The sequence below is a fragment of the Timaviella obliquedivisa GSE-PSE-MK23-08B genome (assembly GCA_019358855.1).
In the GTDB taxonomy this organism is placed as follows: domain Bacteria; phylum Cyanobacteriota; class Cyanobacteriia; order Elainellales; family Elainellaceae; genus Timaviella; species Timaviella obliquedivisa.
Genome location: JAHHII010000003.1, coordinates 399,633 through 413,999 on the forward strand (window position 1 = coordinate 399,633; position 14,367 = coordinate 413,999).

Consider the following 14,367-nt stretch of genomic DNA (forward strand, 5'->3'; position numbering starts at 1 on the left):
CTCGGCAGTCGTTCTTTCCAAAGCTCAGTCTTCTCTAAATTCGACTCTAGTTTGATTAGATATCTGTAGGTTCTAGGTCATAAGAAACATGGTTTTGCCTTCACCTTGGGCAAAAATCCTTCTACCGAATGATCTAATTGTTTTCAGTCATTTTGTAAAATAAAATACAAGATGACAGTACGATACTCGATCATATAAATCAGGGTTTCTCGACGCAGCGTAATAAGAGAAAATACTTAACCAGAGACAGCATTATGAAATATAAATTTAGTGGCGTTCCCCTTACTCATCATGATTCTGCTCAGCAGATTCATTCACAGAGAGCCTTTTTAGCTTTAACTGCCTTGGCTGCCGCCACCGGTTTAGGAATTCTTTGGAACGTTCCTCGCACTAGTCAAAACGAGGTCGAAACGTTGCAGCCCGCTCTAGGTGCCGTTAGTGCGATCGCCAAAAACTTTAACCAATCACAAATTAAGCCCTTAGAGGCTGCTGTTCCTGGCGGTTGGAAAACCAATCAGATTGCTGCTGGAGTTGTGGCATATTCGGTGCCTGCCGAAGAAGTTGAAACTATTGCAGACCCAGTCGCCCCAAGTGCAAGCGCTGGTTCAACGTTAGATGGAACTCGCTTCCCTTATGTGTCTGAAGTCCGTGGGTCTGACTTGCTGGCAAACCCGATCGCGCCAGGTATTTATCAATGGACAAATACTTGGGAAGGAGAAGGATATAGCCGGGAGTATGATCGCCAAGGTCAGTTAGTTGCAGAACGAGAAGGTGGAGTCGATATCAACGTTACTTTTACTTACAACTCGAACGTTAAAGATCCTACAAAACCCAACTTAACGATCAAGGTTCAGAACAATCAAGATAAAACAGGACAACTCACTAATTTGTCAGCTTTTCTGAACGATCCGGAGACAGGGGCTGCGATCGATCGACAAGACTTTGCACAACTTCCCCCCACCTATGATGTGACTGCTACGCGGAATGGTGGGTTTGGTGGAACAGAGATCAAAACTTTAGACCCATTAGGAACAGTAACTTTTGCCTATCGGGTTTCTTTAGATGAACTCAATCGGCAACCGATTAAGCTGCAAGGTATTAACCGTTACTTTAATGAACGCTTGCAAGAAATTGCTAGCCTCGAAGCGCAGGGTTGGATCGTCAAAGAGGTGCCAGCGGCTCGGTAAGGATAACAGCTTGCTCTAGGGGCGCATGTTTTTATCCTCACCTTAATCCCTTTTGCCTAAGTGAGGCTGTTAACTGAGTAGGCAACGTTGTGAGCCTGCAAGACCTTTGGAGGAAAGAGCAATCCTATCCTAGCTTGAGAACCCGGTCTAAGGAGTGCATGATCGCCAGGTTTGGGTTATCCTTGCATAGCCAGAGCAAGGTATGATACCTCTAGTGAATCAGAAAAAACAATGGTAGAACGTCCAATTAAGAAGTCTGAGCGTCCAGCTAAAGACACTCCAGCTAAAGACACCGAAACAGACAGCCTTGATATTTCCCAGCCTTCTGGGGAGCGGAGTTCTCCTCCTCCTCCAACTCGAAATAAAGACCGTGACAGCGATCGCGATAAAGACCGCGACAAAGACCGGGATCGCGATCGCTCTAAAGGTAAAAGAGATTCTAGAGATAAAAGTGAGCCTCGGTTCGCTGGCAATCCTGCACTCATGCGTGGTCCTAAGCCTGCTAAAGCAAAGCCACCCGTTGAAGAAATTCCGCCTGAAGAAATTGTTGAAGAAATTGTTGAAGAGGAAACTGACGTTCCTGTGGAAGCCCCTGTAGCAGCAACAGTTGAGGCTTCAGTAGAAGCGATCGCTGAACCTCCGGTGCGAGTGCCAAGCGAGCCTCCAATCGAAATTCCTGCTGATGTACCGATTGAACCTCCAGTAGAAATTCCTGCCGTAGTGCCAACTGAGCCTCCAATTAACATTCCTGCTGAGCCACCTATTGAAGTGCCAGATGCGCCTCCGCTGGAGATTCCTGCCGAAGTGCCTGCTGAGCCTCCTACCGAAGTTCCAGATGAGCCTCTAATTGAGGTACCCACAGAGCCTCCTACCGAGATTCCTCCTGCTGACATACCTGTCGATGTGCCTGCTGAATCTCCTACCGAGATTCCCACTGAGCCTCTTATTGAAGTGCCCGCCGAAACTCCCATTGAGGTTCCTACTGAAGCACCAGATGCACCTCCTGGTGAGGTGCCTGCTCAAGTTCCAGTAGAAGCAGTAACCGAAGCAGTGCCTGAAAAGCCATCTGAAGCATGAATGATCTGCCCCCCGTATCTGCTGAGTAAGCTAGGTGGAGGTCACAAAGCCTAGCAATATTAGAGAAGGTGGGGCTTCAAACTTACTTGAGTCAAAGCACTTTTTAGTAGTTTGACACCAGCTAACAGACGGTGTAGAAAGAGAGGAAAAGGTTAAATTACTATAAGAATAATTAATAATTTCCTTAGCCCTCAGATTTGCACCATGGTTGAACTGCTTCGTCCCCTCGTGACCTGGATTAATCAACTGGCTGAAGTTCCCCAATCTGAGTGGGACGCTTTGGCAATGCCGCTCAAAACTCCATTTTTAGAATGGGAGTGGCTCAACAATATGGAAACCTCTGGTAGTACTAGTCCGAGGACCGGCTGGCTGCCAAACCATCTCACGGTTTGGCGCGACCCTAGCGGCAACGGCGGAGCCGATCGCCACCTCATTGCAGCAGCACCGCTCTACCTAAAGGGGCATAGCCAAGGCGAGTTTGTCTTTGACCACCAGTGGGCAGATTTAGCGAACCGAATGGGCATTGAGTACTACCCCAAAATGCTGGGAATGTCACCGTTCACGCCTGCTGAGGGCTACCGCTTTTTAATTGCGCCCGAAGAAGATGAGGACGAAATTACAGCGTTAATGATTGAGGCGATCGATCACTTTTGCATTCAGAACCATATATCAGGCTGCAATTTTCTCTACGTTGATCCTGAGTGGCGATCGATCATGGAACGCCATGGGTTTAGCTCTTGGATGCACCATAGCTACATTTGGAGCAACCAAAACTTTCAGGGATTTGACGACTATTTGGGCGCGTTCAACGCCAATCAACGACGTAATATTAAAAGAGAGCGGAAAGCGGTAGAGAAGGCAGGGTTAATTATTAAACCTCTGACAGGCGAACAGCTTTCAACAGCGCTTTTGTCACGGGTCTATGACTTTTACTGTGATACTTGCGACAAGTTTGGTTGGTGGGGTAGTAAATATCTGACCCGTCGCTTTTTTGAACAGCTTTATCCTAACTACAGCCATCGAGTTGTGATGTTTGCAGTATATGATGCAAAAGACACTCAAGATCCAGTGGGCATGTCGTTTTGTTTAACGAAAGATACGAATCTTTATGGACGCTACTGGGGAGCATTTCAGGATTTTGAGAATTTGCATTTTGATACGTGCTATTACACCCCTATTGAATGGGCGATCGCGCATAATATTCAAACTTTTGATCCCGGTGCTGGAGGGCAGCATAAGAAGCGCCGAGGTTTTCCGGCTACTCAAAACTATTCACTCCACCGTTTCTACAACCGCCGCTTTTCTGAAATTTTGCGCACCTACATGGGTGAAGTCAATATGATGGAGCAACAGAAAATTGAGGCAATGAATGCAAATATACCCTTTAAGCAGGAACAGGAGCAAGGGAGCGAAGAGAAGGAAGTTGGAGATTTCACAATCTTGGCTGATTGATGGGCGATCGGACGGGTTCACTCGCTTTTGGCAGTCATCATCTCCATGAAAGCGGCTTACAGATAGCGATCAAACGGGTCTTCCGCGCTGCCAAAATCGATAAACGGCTCAGTTGCCATACTTGCCGCCACAGCTTTGCGACTCACCTGTTCGAAAACGGTTATGACATCCGCATAATTCAAGACTTACTGGGGCATAAGGATATCAAAACGACGATGATTTATACGCATGTTTTAAATCGAGGAGGACAGGGGGTTAAAAGTCTGCTCGATCTTTAACAAACTGTTAGCGGACTTTTTCCAGCAAAATCTAGCCCTCTCTGAAAACTTAAAACCCAGTCTGGCTATTACGTACGATCGCGCCATAACTTTGCTATCTAGCAAGTCAGCATTAACGTTCATTAAAGCTTCAACACTGCCATAAATGCCTCTTGGGGCACATCCACCGTCCCGATCGCCTTCAACCGTTTCTTACCCTTTGCCTGTTTCTGTAACAGTTTCTTCTTGCGGCTAATGTCACCGCCATAGCACTTCGCTAACACATCTTTTCGGAGCGCCGGGATGTGTTCACTCGCTACGACACGGCTACCGATCGAAGCTTGCAGCGGAATCTTGAACTGATGACGCGGAATCAACTCCTTCAGCTTCTCAACCAAGGCTTTGCCTACAAAGTAAGCCTTGTCACGGTGAACAATGGTGGCAAGGGGATCAACAGGCTCACCGTTGATCAGCACATCTAACTTCACCAACGGATTCTCGCGGTAGCCAATTAGGTGATATTCCATGCTGGCGTAGCCTCTAGAACGAGACTTCATTTGGTCAAAAAAGTCCGTGACGACTTCAGCCAAAGGCAGTTCATACATCAATGTGGTTCGCCCCTGGGTGAGGTACTTCATATCTTTGAACACACCCCGCCGACTCTGGCTCAACTCCATCAATGCCCCCACGTAGGCTTCTGGAGTAATCATATCGACTTGAACATAAGGCTCCTCAATTTTCTCGCGTTGCTGAGGATCGGGGAGGTGGCTAGGGTTATCAATATAAACTTCTTCGCCGTTAAGCTTAATGACTTTATAGATGACCGAGGGAGCCGTGGTAATCAAATCAAGGTCATATTCTCGCTCTAGCCGCTCTTGAACAATTTCCATGTGCAGCAATCCTAAAAAGCCGCAGCGGAAGCCAAAACCCATAGCGCTGGAGGTTTCTGGCTCGTAGTGCAAGGAGGCATCGTTAAGACGAAGCTTTTCTAAAGACTCTCGTAGATCTTCAAACTGATCGGCATCGGTGGGGAAGAGTCCACAGAAGACCATGGGCTTGGCTTCGGTGTAGCCAGGGAAGGGTTCGGCGGCAGGAGCGGCGGCGAGGGTGATGGTGTCGCCAACACGGGCATCTTCAACGGACTTGATAGCGGCTGCGAGGTAGCCGACTTCTCCGGCATGAAGGGATTCGACTTGAATTTGAGTGGGGGCGAGAATGCCGAGTTCGTCGATTTGGTATTCTTTGCCAGAGACCATGAACCGAACGCGATCGCCCTTTTTCACGGTTCCATCCATGACTCGAAAATAGACAATTACGCCCCGGTAGGCATCGTAGTAGCTATCAAAAATCAGTGCCCGCAAAGGCTGATCGATCGTATCTTCTGGAGGCGGCACTTTTTCAACAATCGCTTCTAAAATGTCGCCAATGCCAATTCCCTCCTTTGCCGAGGCAAGAATGGCATCGCTGCAATCTAGCCCAATAATTTCCTCAATTTCGCCTGTAACGCGATCGGGGTCTGCTCCGGGCAAGTCAATTTTGTTGAGCACCGGAATAATTTCTAAATCGTTCTCTAGCGCCAAATAAACGTTCGCCAGGGTTTGCGCTTCTACACCCTGAGACGCATCTACCACTAGCAGCGCCCCCTCGCAGGCAGCCAGCGATCGCGATACTTCATAGGAAAAGTCAACGTGTCCCGGCGTGTCAATCAGGTTCAATACATAATCCTGACCGTCTTTTGCCGTGTAGTTCATGCGGGCGGCTTGCAGCTTAATGGTAATGCCCCGCTCTCGCTCTAGATCCATATTGTCAAGAAGTTGGGCTTTCATATCGCGATCGCTCACCGTTCCTGTCACTTGGAGCAAACGGTCTGCCAACGTGGATTTGCCATGATCAATGTGGGCAATGATGGAAAAGTTGCGAATGCGAGAGACAGGTACGTCAGTCATATGAAGAAGAACTCAGGAAGGTAGGAACGAAATGCCTTAACTTATTTTAATGCTTAAATTTTAATGCTTAAGTAGAGGGTGGACTTGTCTGTAACCTGATTTGGAGATATGAACAATTCGAAGCGAAGTTCCCCTGTTGTTGAGCGCACGTCGTAAAATGCAGTGTATCAGGTGATTATACCCACGGTGTATCCTTAACACGTTATATCTTTAACCTTGCACCCTATTGTGACTCAAGGATTTCAGCATACTATGAATGACCCGATCGTTGGTTCCAAGCCGCCATCTGGCAAAGTTGATCTCTCTGTTCAAATTGATGCTGAGTTGCTTGAGCAACTCAGCCATTTAACTAACGACCCCAGTAAAGTTATTGAAGTTGCGGTTCGGCAGTGGCTGAGCGGCAGCCGTAGAGATGATGAAGTGACTCGAACTGTCTACCGGAATCCACCTGTTCCGCCTAAAGGGGAATGGAACGATTAATGGATATCCCTTGTGCTTCATTGTTTTCCAAATGAGCGCTTAGTTAAGGTGGGTAGAAAACGGGTAGGTGCAAACTTAAATCGGGAACTCTAGGCTTGCCCAACCCTGATTTCAGGCTTTTGCCCGCTGTCTATGCTTCAGTCAACGCCAAAAAGTGTCCCGACCGATCGCAGTTCTACGCTGATGACTCCGCCTAGCGATATTCCGCTTTCGACTACCCAGCCTACGCCCTTCCCTTCTCAGCAACGCAATGGATGGCGATCGGTTTCGGATGCGGATTTGGTTTTCACTCAAGATGAGACAGGACGATATCTTTCATTTTGTTGGCGAAATAGCGGGCATAGAATTAATCCAGAGCAAGTGATTGTTCAGCCGTCGCAGTTTGCCCCCTTAGTTGCCTCTACATACCTGGGGCTTGTGCGACAGGTACTGGATAGCTTAACTCCCACGCGGTTTGAGTATGGGTTTGTCTATGCCAGTCGGTATTTCATCTTTGACCTGACCCTGAGTCCCATCATTGTGCCCTACGGCTCAGCAACACTTGTGGTAGCGATGGGGCGGTTTCTACGAATTGTTAGCCGAGAAGAAGCACTGGCATTAGTCAATGCGATCGCCCCTTCAGTTCTGGCTCCACGCTCTAGCCGTTACCGCCAGCAGTTGACTCAGGTGATTGGACAAATTCGCCGGAGCCTTAATTTAGAAACAATTTGGCAACAAGCTGTAGAAGGCTTAGGCGAAGCGCTAAATGTTAGCCGTTGTTTAATCTGTCCCTACAAGCCTTCAAGCCAGAGTTTGAAGGTCGTTGCAGAGTATTGCCAGTCGGACTTAGATCCTATGTTAGGGGCAGATCTGAAGATTGAAGACAGGCTGTATTTAGATCAAGCGCTCTCGACGCTAGAGCCGGTCACGTTTAACTTGACAGAGGGTGCCCCGCACTCGGTTTTGGCGCTCGCTACTCCTTACAAAGACCAACCCAATGGCTTAATCATTCTCTATCAATTCAATTGCGATCAATTTAATCAAGCCTCACCCTGGAGCGATATTGACCTTGATCTCTTGAAGGAAATTGCTGACCAAGTGGGTACCGGAGTTGCCCACGCTACCTTGCTTGAAGAAAGCCGAAACTTAGCGGCTGAACTTCAACGCGCCAACGAAAGCCTCATGGAGCGCCACCGAGAAATTGAGGAAGCCCGACAGCAAGCTGAAGCAGCATCTCGTCTCAAAAGCGAGTTTCTAGCAAATACCTCTCACGAACTGCGCACGCCTCTCAATGGTGTGATTGGCTTCCTGAAGCTCATCATGGACGGCATGGCAGATGATCCTGAAGAACAGAGCCAGTTTATTGAAGAGGCGCATCGTTCAGCCATTCATTTGTTGAGCATCATCAACGACATTTTAGATGTCGCCAAAATTGAAGCAGGGAAGATGCAGCTTGATCTCAATCCTATTCAACTAGACGACCTATTGGGCGATGTCGAGAACTTCATTCGCCCCCAATCGCAGCAAAAGTCTTTAAGCCTAGAAATCCTCACGCCTGCAACCCGTGATGAGGTGGTGGTGTTGGGCAACTACCAACGGCTATTACAGGTGATGTTGAACCTGCTGAGCAACGCCGTCAAGTTCACCCACGAAGGCGGAATTACCATTACTGCCGAAGTGCTGCCTGACAAAATTTTGGTGCAAAACCAGGAGAAGCCAGGTAGCGTCAAAATTAGCGTGGCGGATACGGGCATTGGCGTTTCTTTGGAAAAACAAGACAAATTGTTTCAGTCTTTTAGCCAGGTGGATGGATCACGGACTCGTCAATATGGAGGTACGGGCTTGGGCTTGGCGATTTCTCAAAAGCTGGTGGAAGCGATGGGTGGAGTTGTTAACTTTTACAGCATGGGTGAAGGGTTAGGCTCAACTGTCACCTTCACCGTGCCGCTCTATCAAGACCCGGTCATGATTAGCGCTGATTCGTCTGAATTGTTGCTTTAGAGAGGGGTGACTTCAGATCGCTCAAGCCTAAAGCTGTAATCTTCGTTGCGACCCACTTTGCTTTGAATCACAAAGGCATAGGTGCCCGCTCCCAAAGTAGAAGCGAGTAGCCTCTCATCATCGCCAGGTCTAATATTGGCAAACAGAAAGTTACCGCTACTTCTGACGGTTTCTCCACTAGCATTGAGCAGTCGGAAGGCAATGTCATCGTTGCCATTGTTAGATAGCTCTGCTAAAAGGCGACTGGTGCGATCGACTGTAAAACGGTAGGAATCTACATCGCGATCGCCGCCTACAGACCCAGATTCACGATAAGTTCGCCCGGACTGCAACCGACCCAAATTTTCCGTTTCTCCTAAATTGGTACCTGAACCTATTCCACCAAACCCTGAGCCGATTGAAGAAGAGGCAGTGAGATTAAACTCGTAATCCTGTTTGCTGCCCTTAGCGCTTCCTAAACGAACGTAGTATGTTCCGGCAGGTAGGCTGGCTCTAATTTGTTTTGTTGCCCCAGGTTGAATGTTCCTGAACAAAAATTTGCCGTTGCTGCCTTGAATAGTGTTGCCGCGGCCATCGAGAATGGTCATGGCGATCGGGCTTTTATCTTTATCTTCGTTCTCTATTTTGGCGGTGATAGAGGTCGTCCTGTCTAATTTAAAGCGGAAGAAGTCGAGATCTTTCTTTCCTACTTCCCCCGAACGAGAATAGCTGCGACTCAGCGTACCAATATCTTTTGCTTTTTCAATGGAGTCGCCTACGTCGCGGCTGAACAGACCTGCACGGATAGATCTAAGCGGATTTGTTCTTAACGTCTGAGTTATTTTAGAAGTCGGTAGCATGGCTAAGCCTGGGTAAAAAATGAGTTGAACGCGATCGCGGCTAATCTGCCTTGTCTCTGATTGCAGGAGCTAAAAAATATGGGACGATCGCAATAGCAAAAATGTTCCCAAACACTTAATTTTCTTAACTGTAACGAGATTCAACATTCCCCATGGCTCACTATCAACAGCTTATTAAGGTTCAAACTCAAGGGAAATCCTTGCAAAAAGTGACGACTAAAGTTGCGGCGATCGTGGCAGAGTCGGGCATTCAAACAGGGCTATGTAGCTTGTTTCTACGGCATACTTCCGCCAGCCTGATTATTCAAGAGAATGCCGATCCTGATGTGCTGCTAGACTTGGCACACTTTTTGGCGAAGCTGGTGCCAGAGGGCGATTGCTACATCCACAGCACCGAAGGAGGGGATGATATGCCCGCTCACATTCGCACCGTATTAACTCATACCTCAGAGCAAATCCCGATCGCCAATGGCAGGCTAGTTTTGGGAACCTGGCAAGGTATTTATCTGTGGGAACATCGCCAGAGAAACCACTTGCGAGAACTTGTCGTGCACGTGATGGGCGACTAGCACCGAGAAGTTGAGACAGCAAGAGAGTCGGTTTTACAAAAAGTAACAGGATTGACTTACGCGTAAGTCAAAGCTTTAGACTTAATAACTATTCGTAAAATTCAGTCGATCGCCCTTTTAGTAAATCTTCTAACTCTATGTTTCCTACCCAGCGTCCTCGCCGTCTCCGCAACCATCCCCAGCTTCGTCGCATGGTGCGAGAAAATATTCTGACGACCAATGATTTAATTTATCCATTATTTGCGGTATCGGGTGAGAGTTTCGCCAAAGAAGTAAAATCGATGCCAGGTGTGTATCAGTTGTCGATCGATAAAATTGTTGAGGAAGCCAAAGAAGTCTATGACCTGGGCATTCCAGCCATTATTCTGTTTGGCATTCCTGCCGATAAAGACAACGACGCAACAGGCGCATGGCATGATCACGGCATTGTGCAGCGGGCAGCAACCGCCGTTAAAGAAGCGGTTCCAGGTTTGCTGGTGATTGTTGATACTTGTTTGTGCGAATACACGCCTCATGGGCACTGTGGCTACTTGGAAGTGGGCGATTTGTCGGGACGGGTGCTAAATGATCCGACATTGGAACTGTTGAAGAAAACGGCGGTTTCTCAGGCAAAAGCAGGGGCTGATATTATTGCGCCTTCGGGCATGATGGACGGCTTTGTCCAGGCAATTCGAGCAGGACTAGATGAAGCAGGGTTTGAGGATATTCCAGTAATGTCCTATGCTGCCAAATATTCGTCTGCTTACTATGGCCCATTCCGAGATGCGGCTGAATCGGCACCGCAGTTTGGCGATCGGCGCACCTATCAAATGGATCCAGCCAACGGCACAGAAGCCCTTAAAGAAATCGCCCTCGACATTGCCGAAGGTGCAGATATGTTGATGGTAAAACCTGCCCTGGCTTACATGGATATTATCTGGCGCGTCAAACAAGCGACCAACCTGCCCGTTGCCGCTTATAACGTATCGGGAGAATATGCGATGGTGAAAGCCGCAGCACTTAATGGTTGGGTGGATGAAGAAAAGGTCGTAATGGAGACGTTGATCGGATTTAAACGGGCAGGTGCAGATCTAATTCTGACCTATCACGCCAAAGATGCAGCCCGTTGGTTGAATGCTTAGGCTGTAAGTCTCTCCACCTTTAGAACATCCAGCGCCGCAGCATTTCCCAGGTGTTCGGTACATCAAGATGACTAGCGGCATAATTCCGACAGAGCAGATCTTCATCTAAAAATAGATCATGCTTTTCATTGATTTTGTTGCTGACTGTAGCGGCAAGTTCTACTGCATCCGGGGGTTTTGCCGCTGCTAGTTTTTTGAGACGCTTCCACAGATCTTTGGCGGGTAGACTGACTGTGAGCGCGATCGCCCCTTGCTCAACAGAAATATCGTTCGCCAACAATTGCACCAGCAGCGTATTCATCACCAAATTTCCCTGCCAAGGAAACAGGATCGTTTGTCGCCCATTCTCCAGCCAAAAGTTATTTTCTAGCTCATACGCCGTAAAATTCGTCCTGGCTTCCAGCAGCAAATCCCGCGCCGTTGCATCTAAAAAAGCAGGAATAGCATCAGAGCAATAAATCTGAAACATCTCCTGCCGCACCCGATCATGAATAATCCCTGGCTCACCTCCAAAGTAAGGCACTCTGCCGCCCGAAGATTGAATCACATCTACTACCCGATGATCGCGGTCTACCGAGAGAATTTGCCAGCGCTTTCCTGCAAAAATCAGCAGCAGCCCTTCTGTTAGTGGTGAATCGATCGGTAAGGTGCCTAGCGTTTTCCCAGCAGTTGTAATACGGAATTCTTCAGGGGTTTTGAATGCTGTATAAAAGCTGTAATGGTTAACAATGCGTTCACCTTTCAAGCCCAGCAGCAACAGCCCTTCTTGACTCTGTTGAATCAAATCTTTTTCGGCTAAACACCGCAGCAATTGAATATAAGTCGCTTGATCGATCGCCTGAAAAGCTCCTACTTTACAAAGGGTTTCCCAAGCCCAATCGGGTCGGACTCCGCCATGCTGAGCAATCAGGGAAAGCAACTGTTGCACCATTGTAGAAAGGTGAAGCTTACCTACTACTGGAGGTTCATACCAGCCTTGTAAGAGCAGATGAATGATGGCGATCGCTTGCACCAATGAGGGATGCAAAGTTGCTTCAGGATGGGTAGACGGTGTGATCTCTGGCTCAGTAATATAAATCCGCAGAATTGCCGGATCGCCCTGCCGCCGCCCCGATCGCCCTAAACGCTGCCGAGTGCTAGCGACAGAATAGGGAGTGCCAATTTGGGCGATCGAGTTCACTGCACCGACATCAATGCCCAACTCTAAAGTCGAAGTACAAATTACATTTGCAGGACGATTTCGTTCTTTAAGAGCTTCCTCCGCAGCCTCTCGCAACTCCTTCGACAAGCTACCGTGATGGGGCATAAATTCGTTAGGAACACGATGATCGTCACATAATCGACCTAGCCAGTCAGCGTATTGCTCTACATCTTGGCGGCGATTAATAAAGATGAGATTCTTCTCTCCCCGCAATACTTTAAATAGATGCTTAGCAATATCAATTTCGTTCCTAGAGTATTCCGCCTCGCGTTCCTGGTTAATATCATCAATAAAGATATCAGGCGCAACTTTTCGATATCCTCGAATTTGTAACTTAATCTCCTGCCCTTCCTCAGAAGATTGAATTAATTGGACTAAATTGGATTCTCCAGTGCGTAGATAATCTTTTGCTAAATTCATTTCTCCGAGTGTAGCGCTTAGTCCAATCCGAGGAATGCGACGATCGATCGACTTTTCTAAACGGTGAAGCAGCGATCGCAACTGTTGTCCCCGCTCCGTTCCAATAAACGAGTGCAACTCATCCACCACCACGTACTGCAACGCTGCAAAAATCCTGGGTAGCTCATGTCCCTTACCTACGAACATTGCTTCTAATGACTCTGGCGTAATCAACAAAATTCCCGTAGGTTTCTTCAACAACCGCTGCTTCCGCCCTGAATCCACATCTCCATGCCACGCCTGCACAGGAATCTCCAACCGTTCTCCCAGTTCAGATAAACGATACTGCTGATCGTTGATTAATGCCTTGAGCGGACTTAAATATAAAACCTGAATTCCACTTTTAGAAATCTCTGAAGACTCCTCAGCCAGCTTAGAAAAAATCGGCAAAAACGCCGCCTCAGTTTTACCGCCTGCTGTCGCTGCCGCAAGAATTAAGTCGGTAGTGCCAGTGAGAATGGGGGCGATCGCCCGCTCCTGAATATCGTGCAATTCCGCCCAGCGCTGTTCCCAGATCCATCGCTGCACCTGTTCGTGCAGACGATGGAAACCCGAAGAAGTTGGATTTGGGGGAGGAGTGGGCATGAATCATTGTAAAATCTCTCTTCATTGTAGAATCAATCCTGCGACTCTTCAGCCTCCATCTCTTCAACCCTAATCTCATCATCCAGCGCCTGGATCGCCAGCAGCAACGCTTCCTCCTGCTCTTCAAACTCTTCTTCAGGAATATCGCCCATATCAAACGCTAGTTGCAACGACAACAGCCGCTTGCTCAAATTTTCCGTCTCATCGAGTTCAGTACTAGCTCTCTCTAATATTTTTTCACCAATCCAAGCAATCCCGCTCAGTGGAGCCGTAAACGGTGCCGTCAACAAATCAAAAAACATAAGACTCCTCCAAAGAACAACCACCCTAACTCCCCTTCAAAGTCCCTTTCCTTTAGGAGAGGGATTTAGGGAGAGGTCTCTTCACCCAATCACACCAACTGTGCAAAATTAAATGGTGCAGTGAAATTGTTATATCGAATCCGCAAACGCTTCTCAAATCGCAGATCTAGCGCCTCTACCTGCTCACTAAACTCCGGCTCCGACTCCCAAGGAATCAAATAAGCTGCGTTGTAAATCATGCTATCCGTCAACAAATCATTCTCAATCTGTTCAATCGCCAACGGATTCAAATTCTCTTGAAATGCCTGAATAATATTCTGCTTCCGTTCACCCATTTCAGCCTCGATCGCCTGCCCAATTTTGACAATCTGATCCATACTTAGCGACTGTCCTTCCAAGCGATCGCGCTCTGTTCGCAACCCCTCATTCTCCAACATCAAATTTTCCAACTCTTGATCCGCTTCCCAAAAAATCTTGACGCTGACTTCTCGCCGCCCTTCCAACTTAGAAAAAAGCCCCTTCAGGTTTTCACTCTGAGTCTTAATCAACTGGCTTTCAACCGTCGTCCAATCATCGACAATCAGCCCAAATTGCAACGGCAAAAGAGTCCGATGTCCCTGTTCCATTGCTTGTTCTAGCACGCGCTCATGCCCTAGCAAATTACGACGACTTGCTAAATATCTGTTCTGTTGCGCCTCGGAATAGAGAAACGTAAACTCGTTCACTGTATGGGACTGAACGGGTTGGCGATCGAGTCCCTCTAGCGTTATTTCATGAACCCCTGTAGCCGGAAAAATGCCGTATAAATAAAGTCCACATCCCATACATTCACCTAGAGCGATCGCGTCCCTATGAGGCTACCCAGCAATATCTCTTGAACATCCATCTCGCATTATTTCGATACTTAATTTT

At 47.8% G+C, this 14,367-nt stretch carries 13 protein-coding genes; 8 read left to right on the plus strand and 5 right to left on the minus strand.

Annotated features, from left to right (window positions below; genetic code table 11):
* Nucleotides 1–254: 254 nt before the first annotated feature.
* From KME11_07760 to KME11_07775, 4 genes are all read left to right on the plus strand, one after another.
* Nucleotides 255–1,187, plus strand: coding sequence for a hypothetical protein (locus KME11_07760; GenBank protein MBW4515105.1), 933 nt, complete (start codon nucleotides 255–257; stop codon nucleotides 1,185–1,187).
* A 231-nt stretch (nucleotides 1,188–1,418) separates the two neighbouring features.
* Entirely contained in the window at nucleotides 1,419–2,264 is an 846-nt protein-coding gene (locus KME11_07765) for a hypothetical protein (GenBank protein MBW4515106.1), read from the plus strand.
* A 204-nt stretch (nucleotides 2,265–2,468) separates the two neighbouring features.
* Entirely contained in the window at nucleotides 2,469–3,716 is a 1,248-nt protein-coding gene (locus KME11_07770; protein MBW4515107.1) for a GNAT family N-acetyltransferase, read from the plus strand.
* The gene (locus tag KME11_07775) at nucleotides 3,716–3,994 is read left to right on the plus strand and encodes a tyrosine-type recombinase/integrase (GenBank protein MBW4515108.1); all 279 of its coding nucleotides are present in this window, start codon (nucleotides 3,716–3,718) and stop codon (nucleotides 3,992–3,994) included. Before KME11_07770 ends, KME11_07775 begins: the two co-directional genes overlap by 1 nt.
* 122 nt (nucleotides 3,995–4,116) lie before the next feature.
* Here KME11_07775 and lepA read toward each other — a convergent pair whose 3' ends face one another.
* The gene (gene lepA, locus KME11_07780) at nucleotides 4,117–5,919 is read right to left on the minus strand and encodes a translation elongation factor 4 (GenBank protein ID MBW4515109.1); all 1,803 of its coding nucleotides are present in this window, start codon (nucleotides 5,917–5,919) and stop codon (nucleotides 4,117–4,119) included.
* A gap of 252 nt (nucleotides 5,920–6,171) precedes the next feature.
* On the opposite strand from lepA, the gene KME11_07785 reads away from it, so the two are divergent.
* Complete coding sequence (locus KME11_07785) at nucleotides 6,172–6,399, plus strand: hypothetical protein (protein ID MBW4515110.1); 228 nt, start codon at nucleotides 6,172–6,174, stop codon at nucleotides 6,397–6,399.
* Between the two features lie 183 nt (nucleotides 6,400–6,582).
* Nucleotides 6,583–8,379, plus strand: coding sequence for a GAF domain-containing protein (locus KME11_07790; GenBank protein ID MBW4515111.1), 1,797 nt, complete (start codon nucleotides 6,583–6,585; stop codon nucleotides 8,377–8,379).
* Here KME11_07790 and KME11_07795 read toward each other — a convergent pair.
* Nucleotides 8,376–9,218 (minus strand): hypothetical protein, encoded by an 843-nt coding sequence (locus KME11_07795; GenBank protein MBW4515112.1) that lies wholly within the window; start codon nucleotides 9,216–9,218, stop codon nucleotides 8,376–8,378. The two genes, KME11_07790 and KME11_07795, sit on opposite strands and share 4 nt — an antisense overlap.
* 152 nt (nucleotides 9,219–9,370) lie before the next feature.
* Between KME11_07795 and KME11_07800 the strand changes: the two genes are divergently transcribed.
* Both KME11_07800 and hemB read left to right on the plus strand, forming a co-directional pair.
* Nucleotides 9,371–9,787, plus strand: coding sequence for a secondary thiamine-phosphate synthase enzyme YjbQ (locus KME11_07800; GenBank protein ID MBW4515113.1), 417 nt, complete (start codon nucleotides 9,371–9,373; stop codon nucleotides 9,785–9,787).
* A gap of 137 nt (nucleotides 9,788–9,924) precedes the next feature.
* Complete coding sequence (gene hemB, locus KME11_07805; GenBank protein ID MBW4515114.1) at nucleotides 9,925–10,908, plus strand: porphobilinogen synthase; 984 nt, start codon at nucleotides 9,925–9,927, stop codon at nucleotides 10,906–10,908.
* 19 nt (nucleotides 10,909–10,927) lie between these two features.
* Here the strand turns inward: hemB and KME11_07810 are convergent, their stop codons facing one another.
* The 3 genes from KME11_07810 to KME11_07820 form a co-directional block, all read right to left on the minus strand.
* Nucleotides 10,928–13,153 (minus strand): DEAD/DEAH box helicase, encoded by a 2,226-nt coding sequence (locus KME11_07810; GenBank protein MBW4515115.1) that lies wholly within the window; start codon nucleotides 13,151–13,153, stop codon nucleotides 10,928–10,930.
* A gap of 32 nt (nucleotides 13,154–13,185) precedes the next feature.
* Nucleotides 13,186–13,455, minus strand: coding sequence for a gas vesicle protein GvpG (locus KME11_07815; GenBank protein ID MBW4515116.1), 270 nt, complete (start codon nucleotides 13,453–13,455; stop codon nucleotides 13,186–13,188).
* An 89-nt stretch (nucleotides 13,456–13,544) separates the two neighbouring features.
* Nucleotides 13,545–14,279, minus strand: coding sequence for a GvpL/GvpF family gas vesicle protein (locus KME11_07820; GenBank protein ID MBW4515117.1), 735 nt, complete (start codon nucleotides 14,277–14,279; stop codon nucleotides 13,545–13,547).
* Nucleotides 14,280–14,367 lie beyond the last annotated feature (88 nt).

What these genes read in the sequence shown, in the direction of transcription:
- KME11_07760 (MBW4515105.1), top strand. Translation starts at nt 255, where the DNA reads ATGAAATATAAATTTAGTGGCGTTCCCCTTACTCATCATGATTCTGCT.
- KME11_07765 (MBW4515106.1), top strand. Translation starts at nt 1,419, where the DNA reads ATGGTAGAACGTCCAATTAAGAAGTCTGAGCGTCCAGCTAAAGACACT.
- KME11_07770 (MBW4515107.1), top strand. Translation starts at nt 2,469, where the DNA reads ATGGTTGAACTGCTTCGTCCCCTCGTGACCTGGATTAATCAACTGGCT.
- KME11_07775 (MBW4515108.1), top strand. Translation starts at nt 3,716, where the DNA reads ATGGGCGATCGGACGGGTTCACTCGCTTTTGGCAGTCATCATCTCCAT.
- lepA (MBW4515109.1), bottom strand. Translation starts at nt 5,919, where the DNA reads ATGACTGACGTACCTGTCTCTCGCATTCGCAACTTTTCCATCATTGCC.
- KME11_07785 (MBW4515110.1), top strand. Translation starts at nt 6,172, where the DNA reads ATGAATGACCCGATCGTTGGTTCCAAGCCGCCATCTGGCAAAGTTGAT.
- KME11_07790 (MBW4515111.1), top strand. Translation starts at nt 6,583, where the DNA reads ATGACTCCGCCTAGCGATATTCCGCTTTCGACTACCCAGCCTACGCCC.
- KME11_07795 (MBW4515112.1), bottom strand. Translation starts at nt 9,218, where the DNA reads ATGCTACCGACTTCTAAAATAACTCAGACGTTAAGAACAAATCCGCTT.
- KME11_07800 (MBW4515113.1), top strand. Translation starts at nt 9,371, where the DNA reads ATGGCTCACTATCAACAGCTTATTAAGGTTCAAACTCAAGGGAAATCC.
- hemB (MBW4515114.1), top strand. Translation starts at nt 9,925, where the DNA reads ATGTTTCCTACCCAGCGTCCTCGCCGTCTCCGCAACCATCCCCAGCTT.
- KME11_07810 (MBW4515115.1), bottom strand. Translation starts at nt 13,153, where the DNA reads ATGCCCACTCCTCCCCCAAATCCAACTTCTTCGGGTTTCCATCGTCTG.
- KME11_07815 (MBW4515116.1), bottom strand. Translation starts at nt 13,455, where the DNA reads ATGTTTTTTGATTTGTTGACGGCACCGTTTACGGCTCCACTGAGCGGG.
- KME11_07820 (MBW4515117.1), bottom strand. Translation starts at nt 14,279, where the DNA reads ATGGGATGTGGACTTTATTTATACGGCATTTTTCCGGCTACAGGGGTT.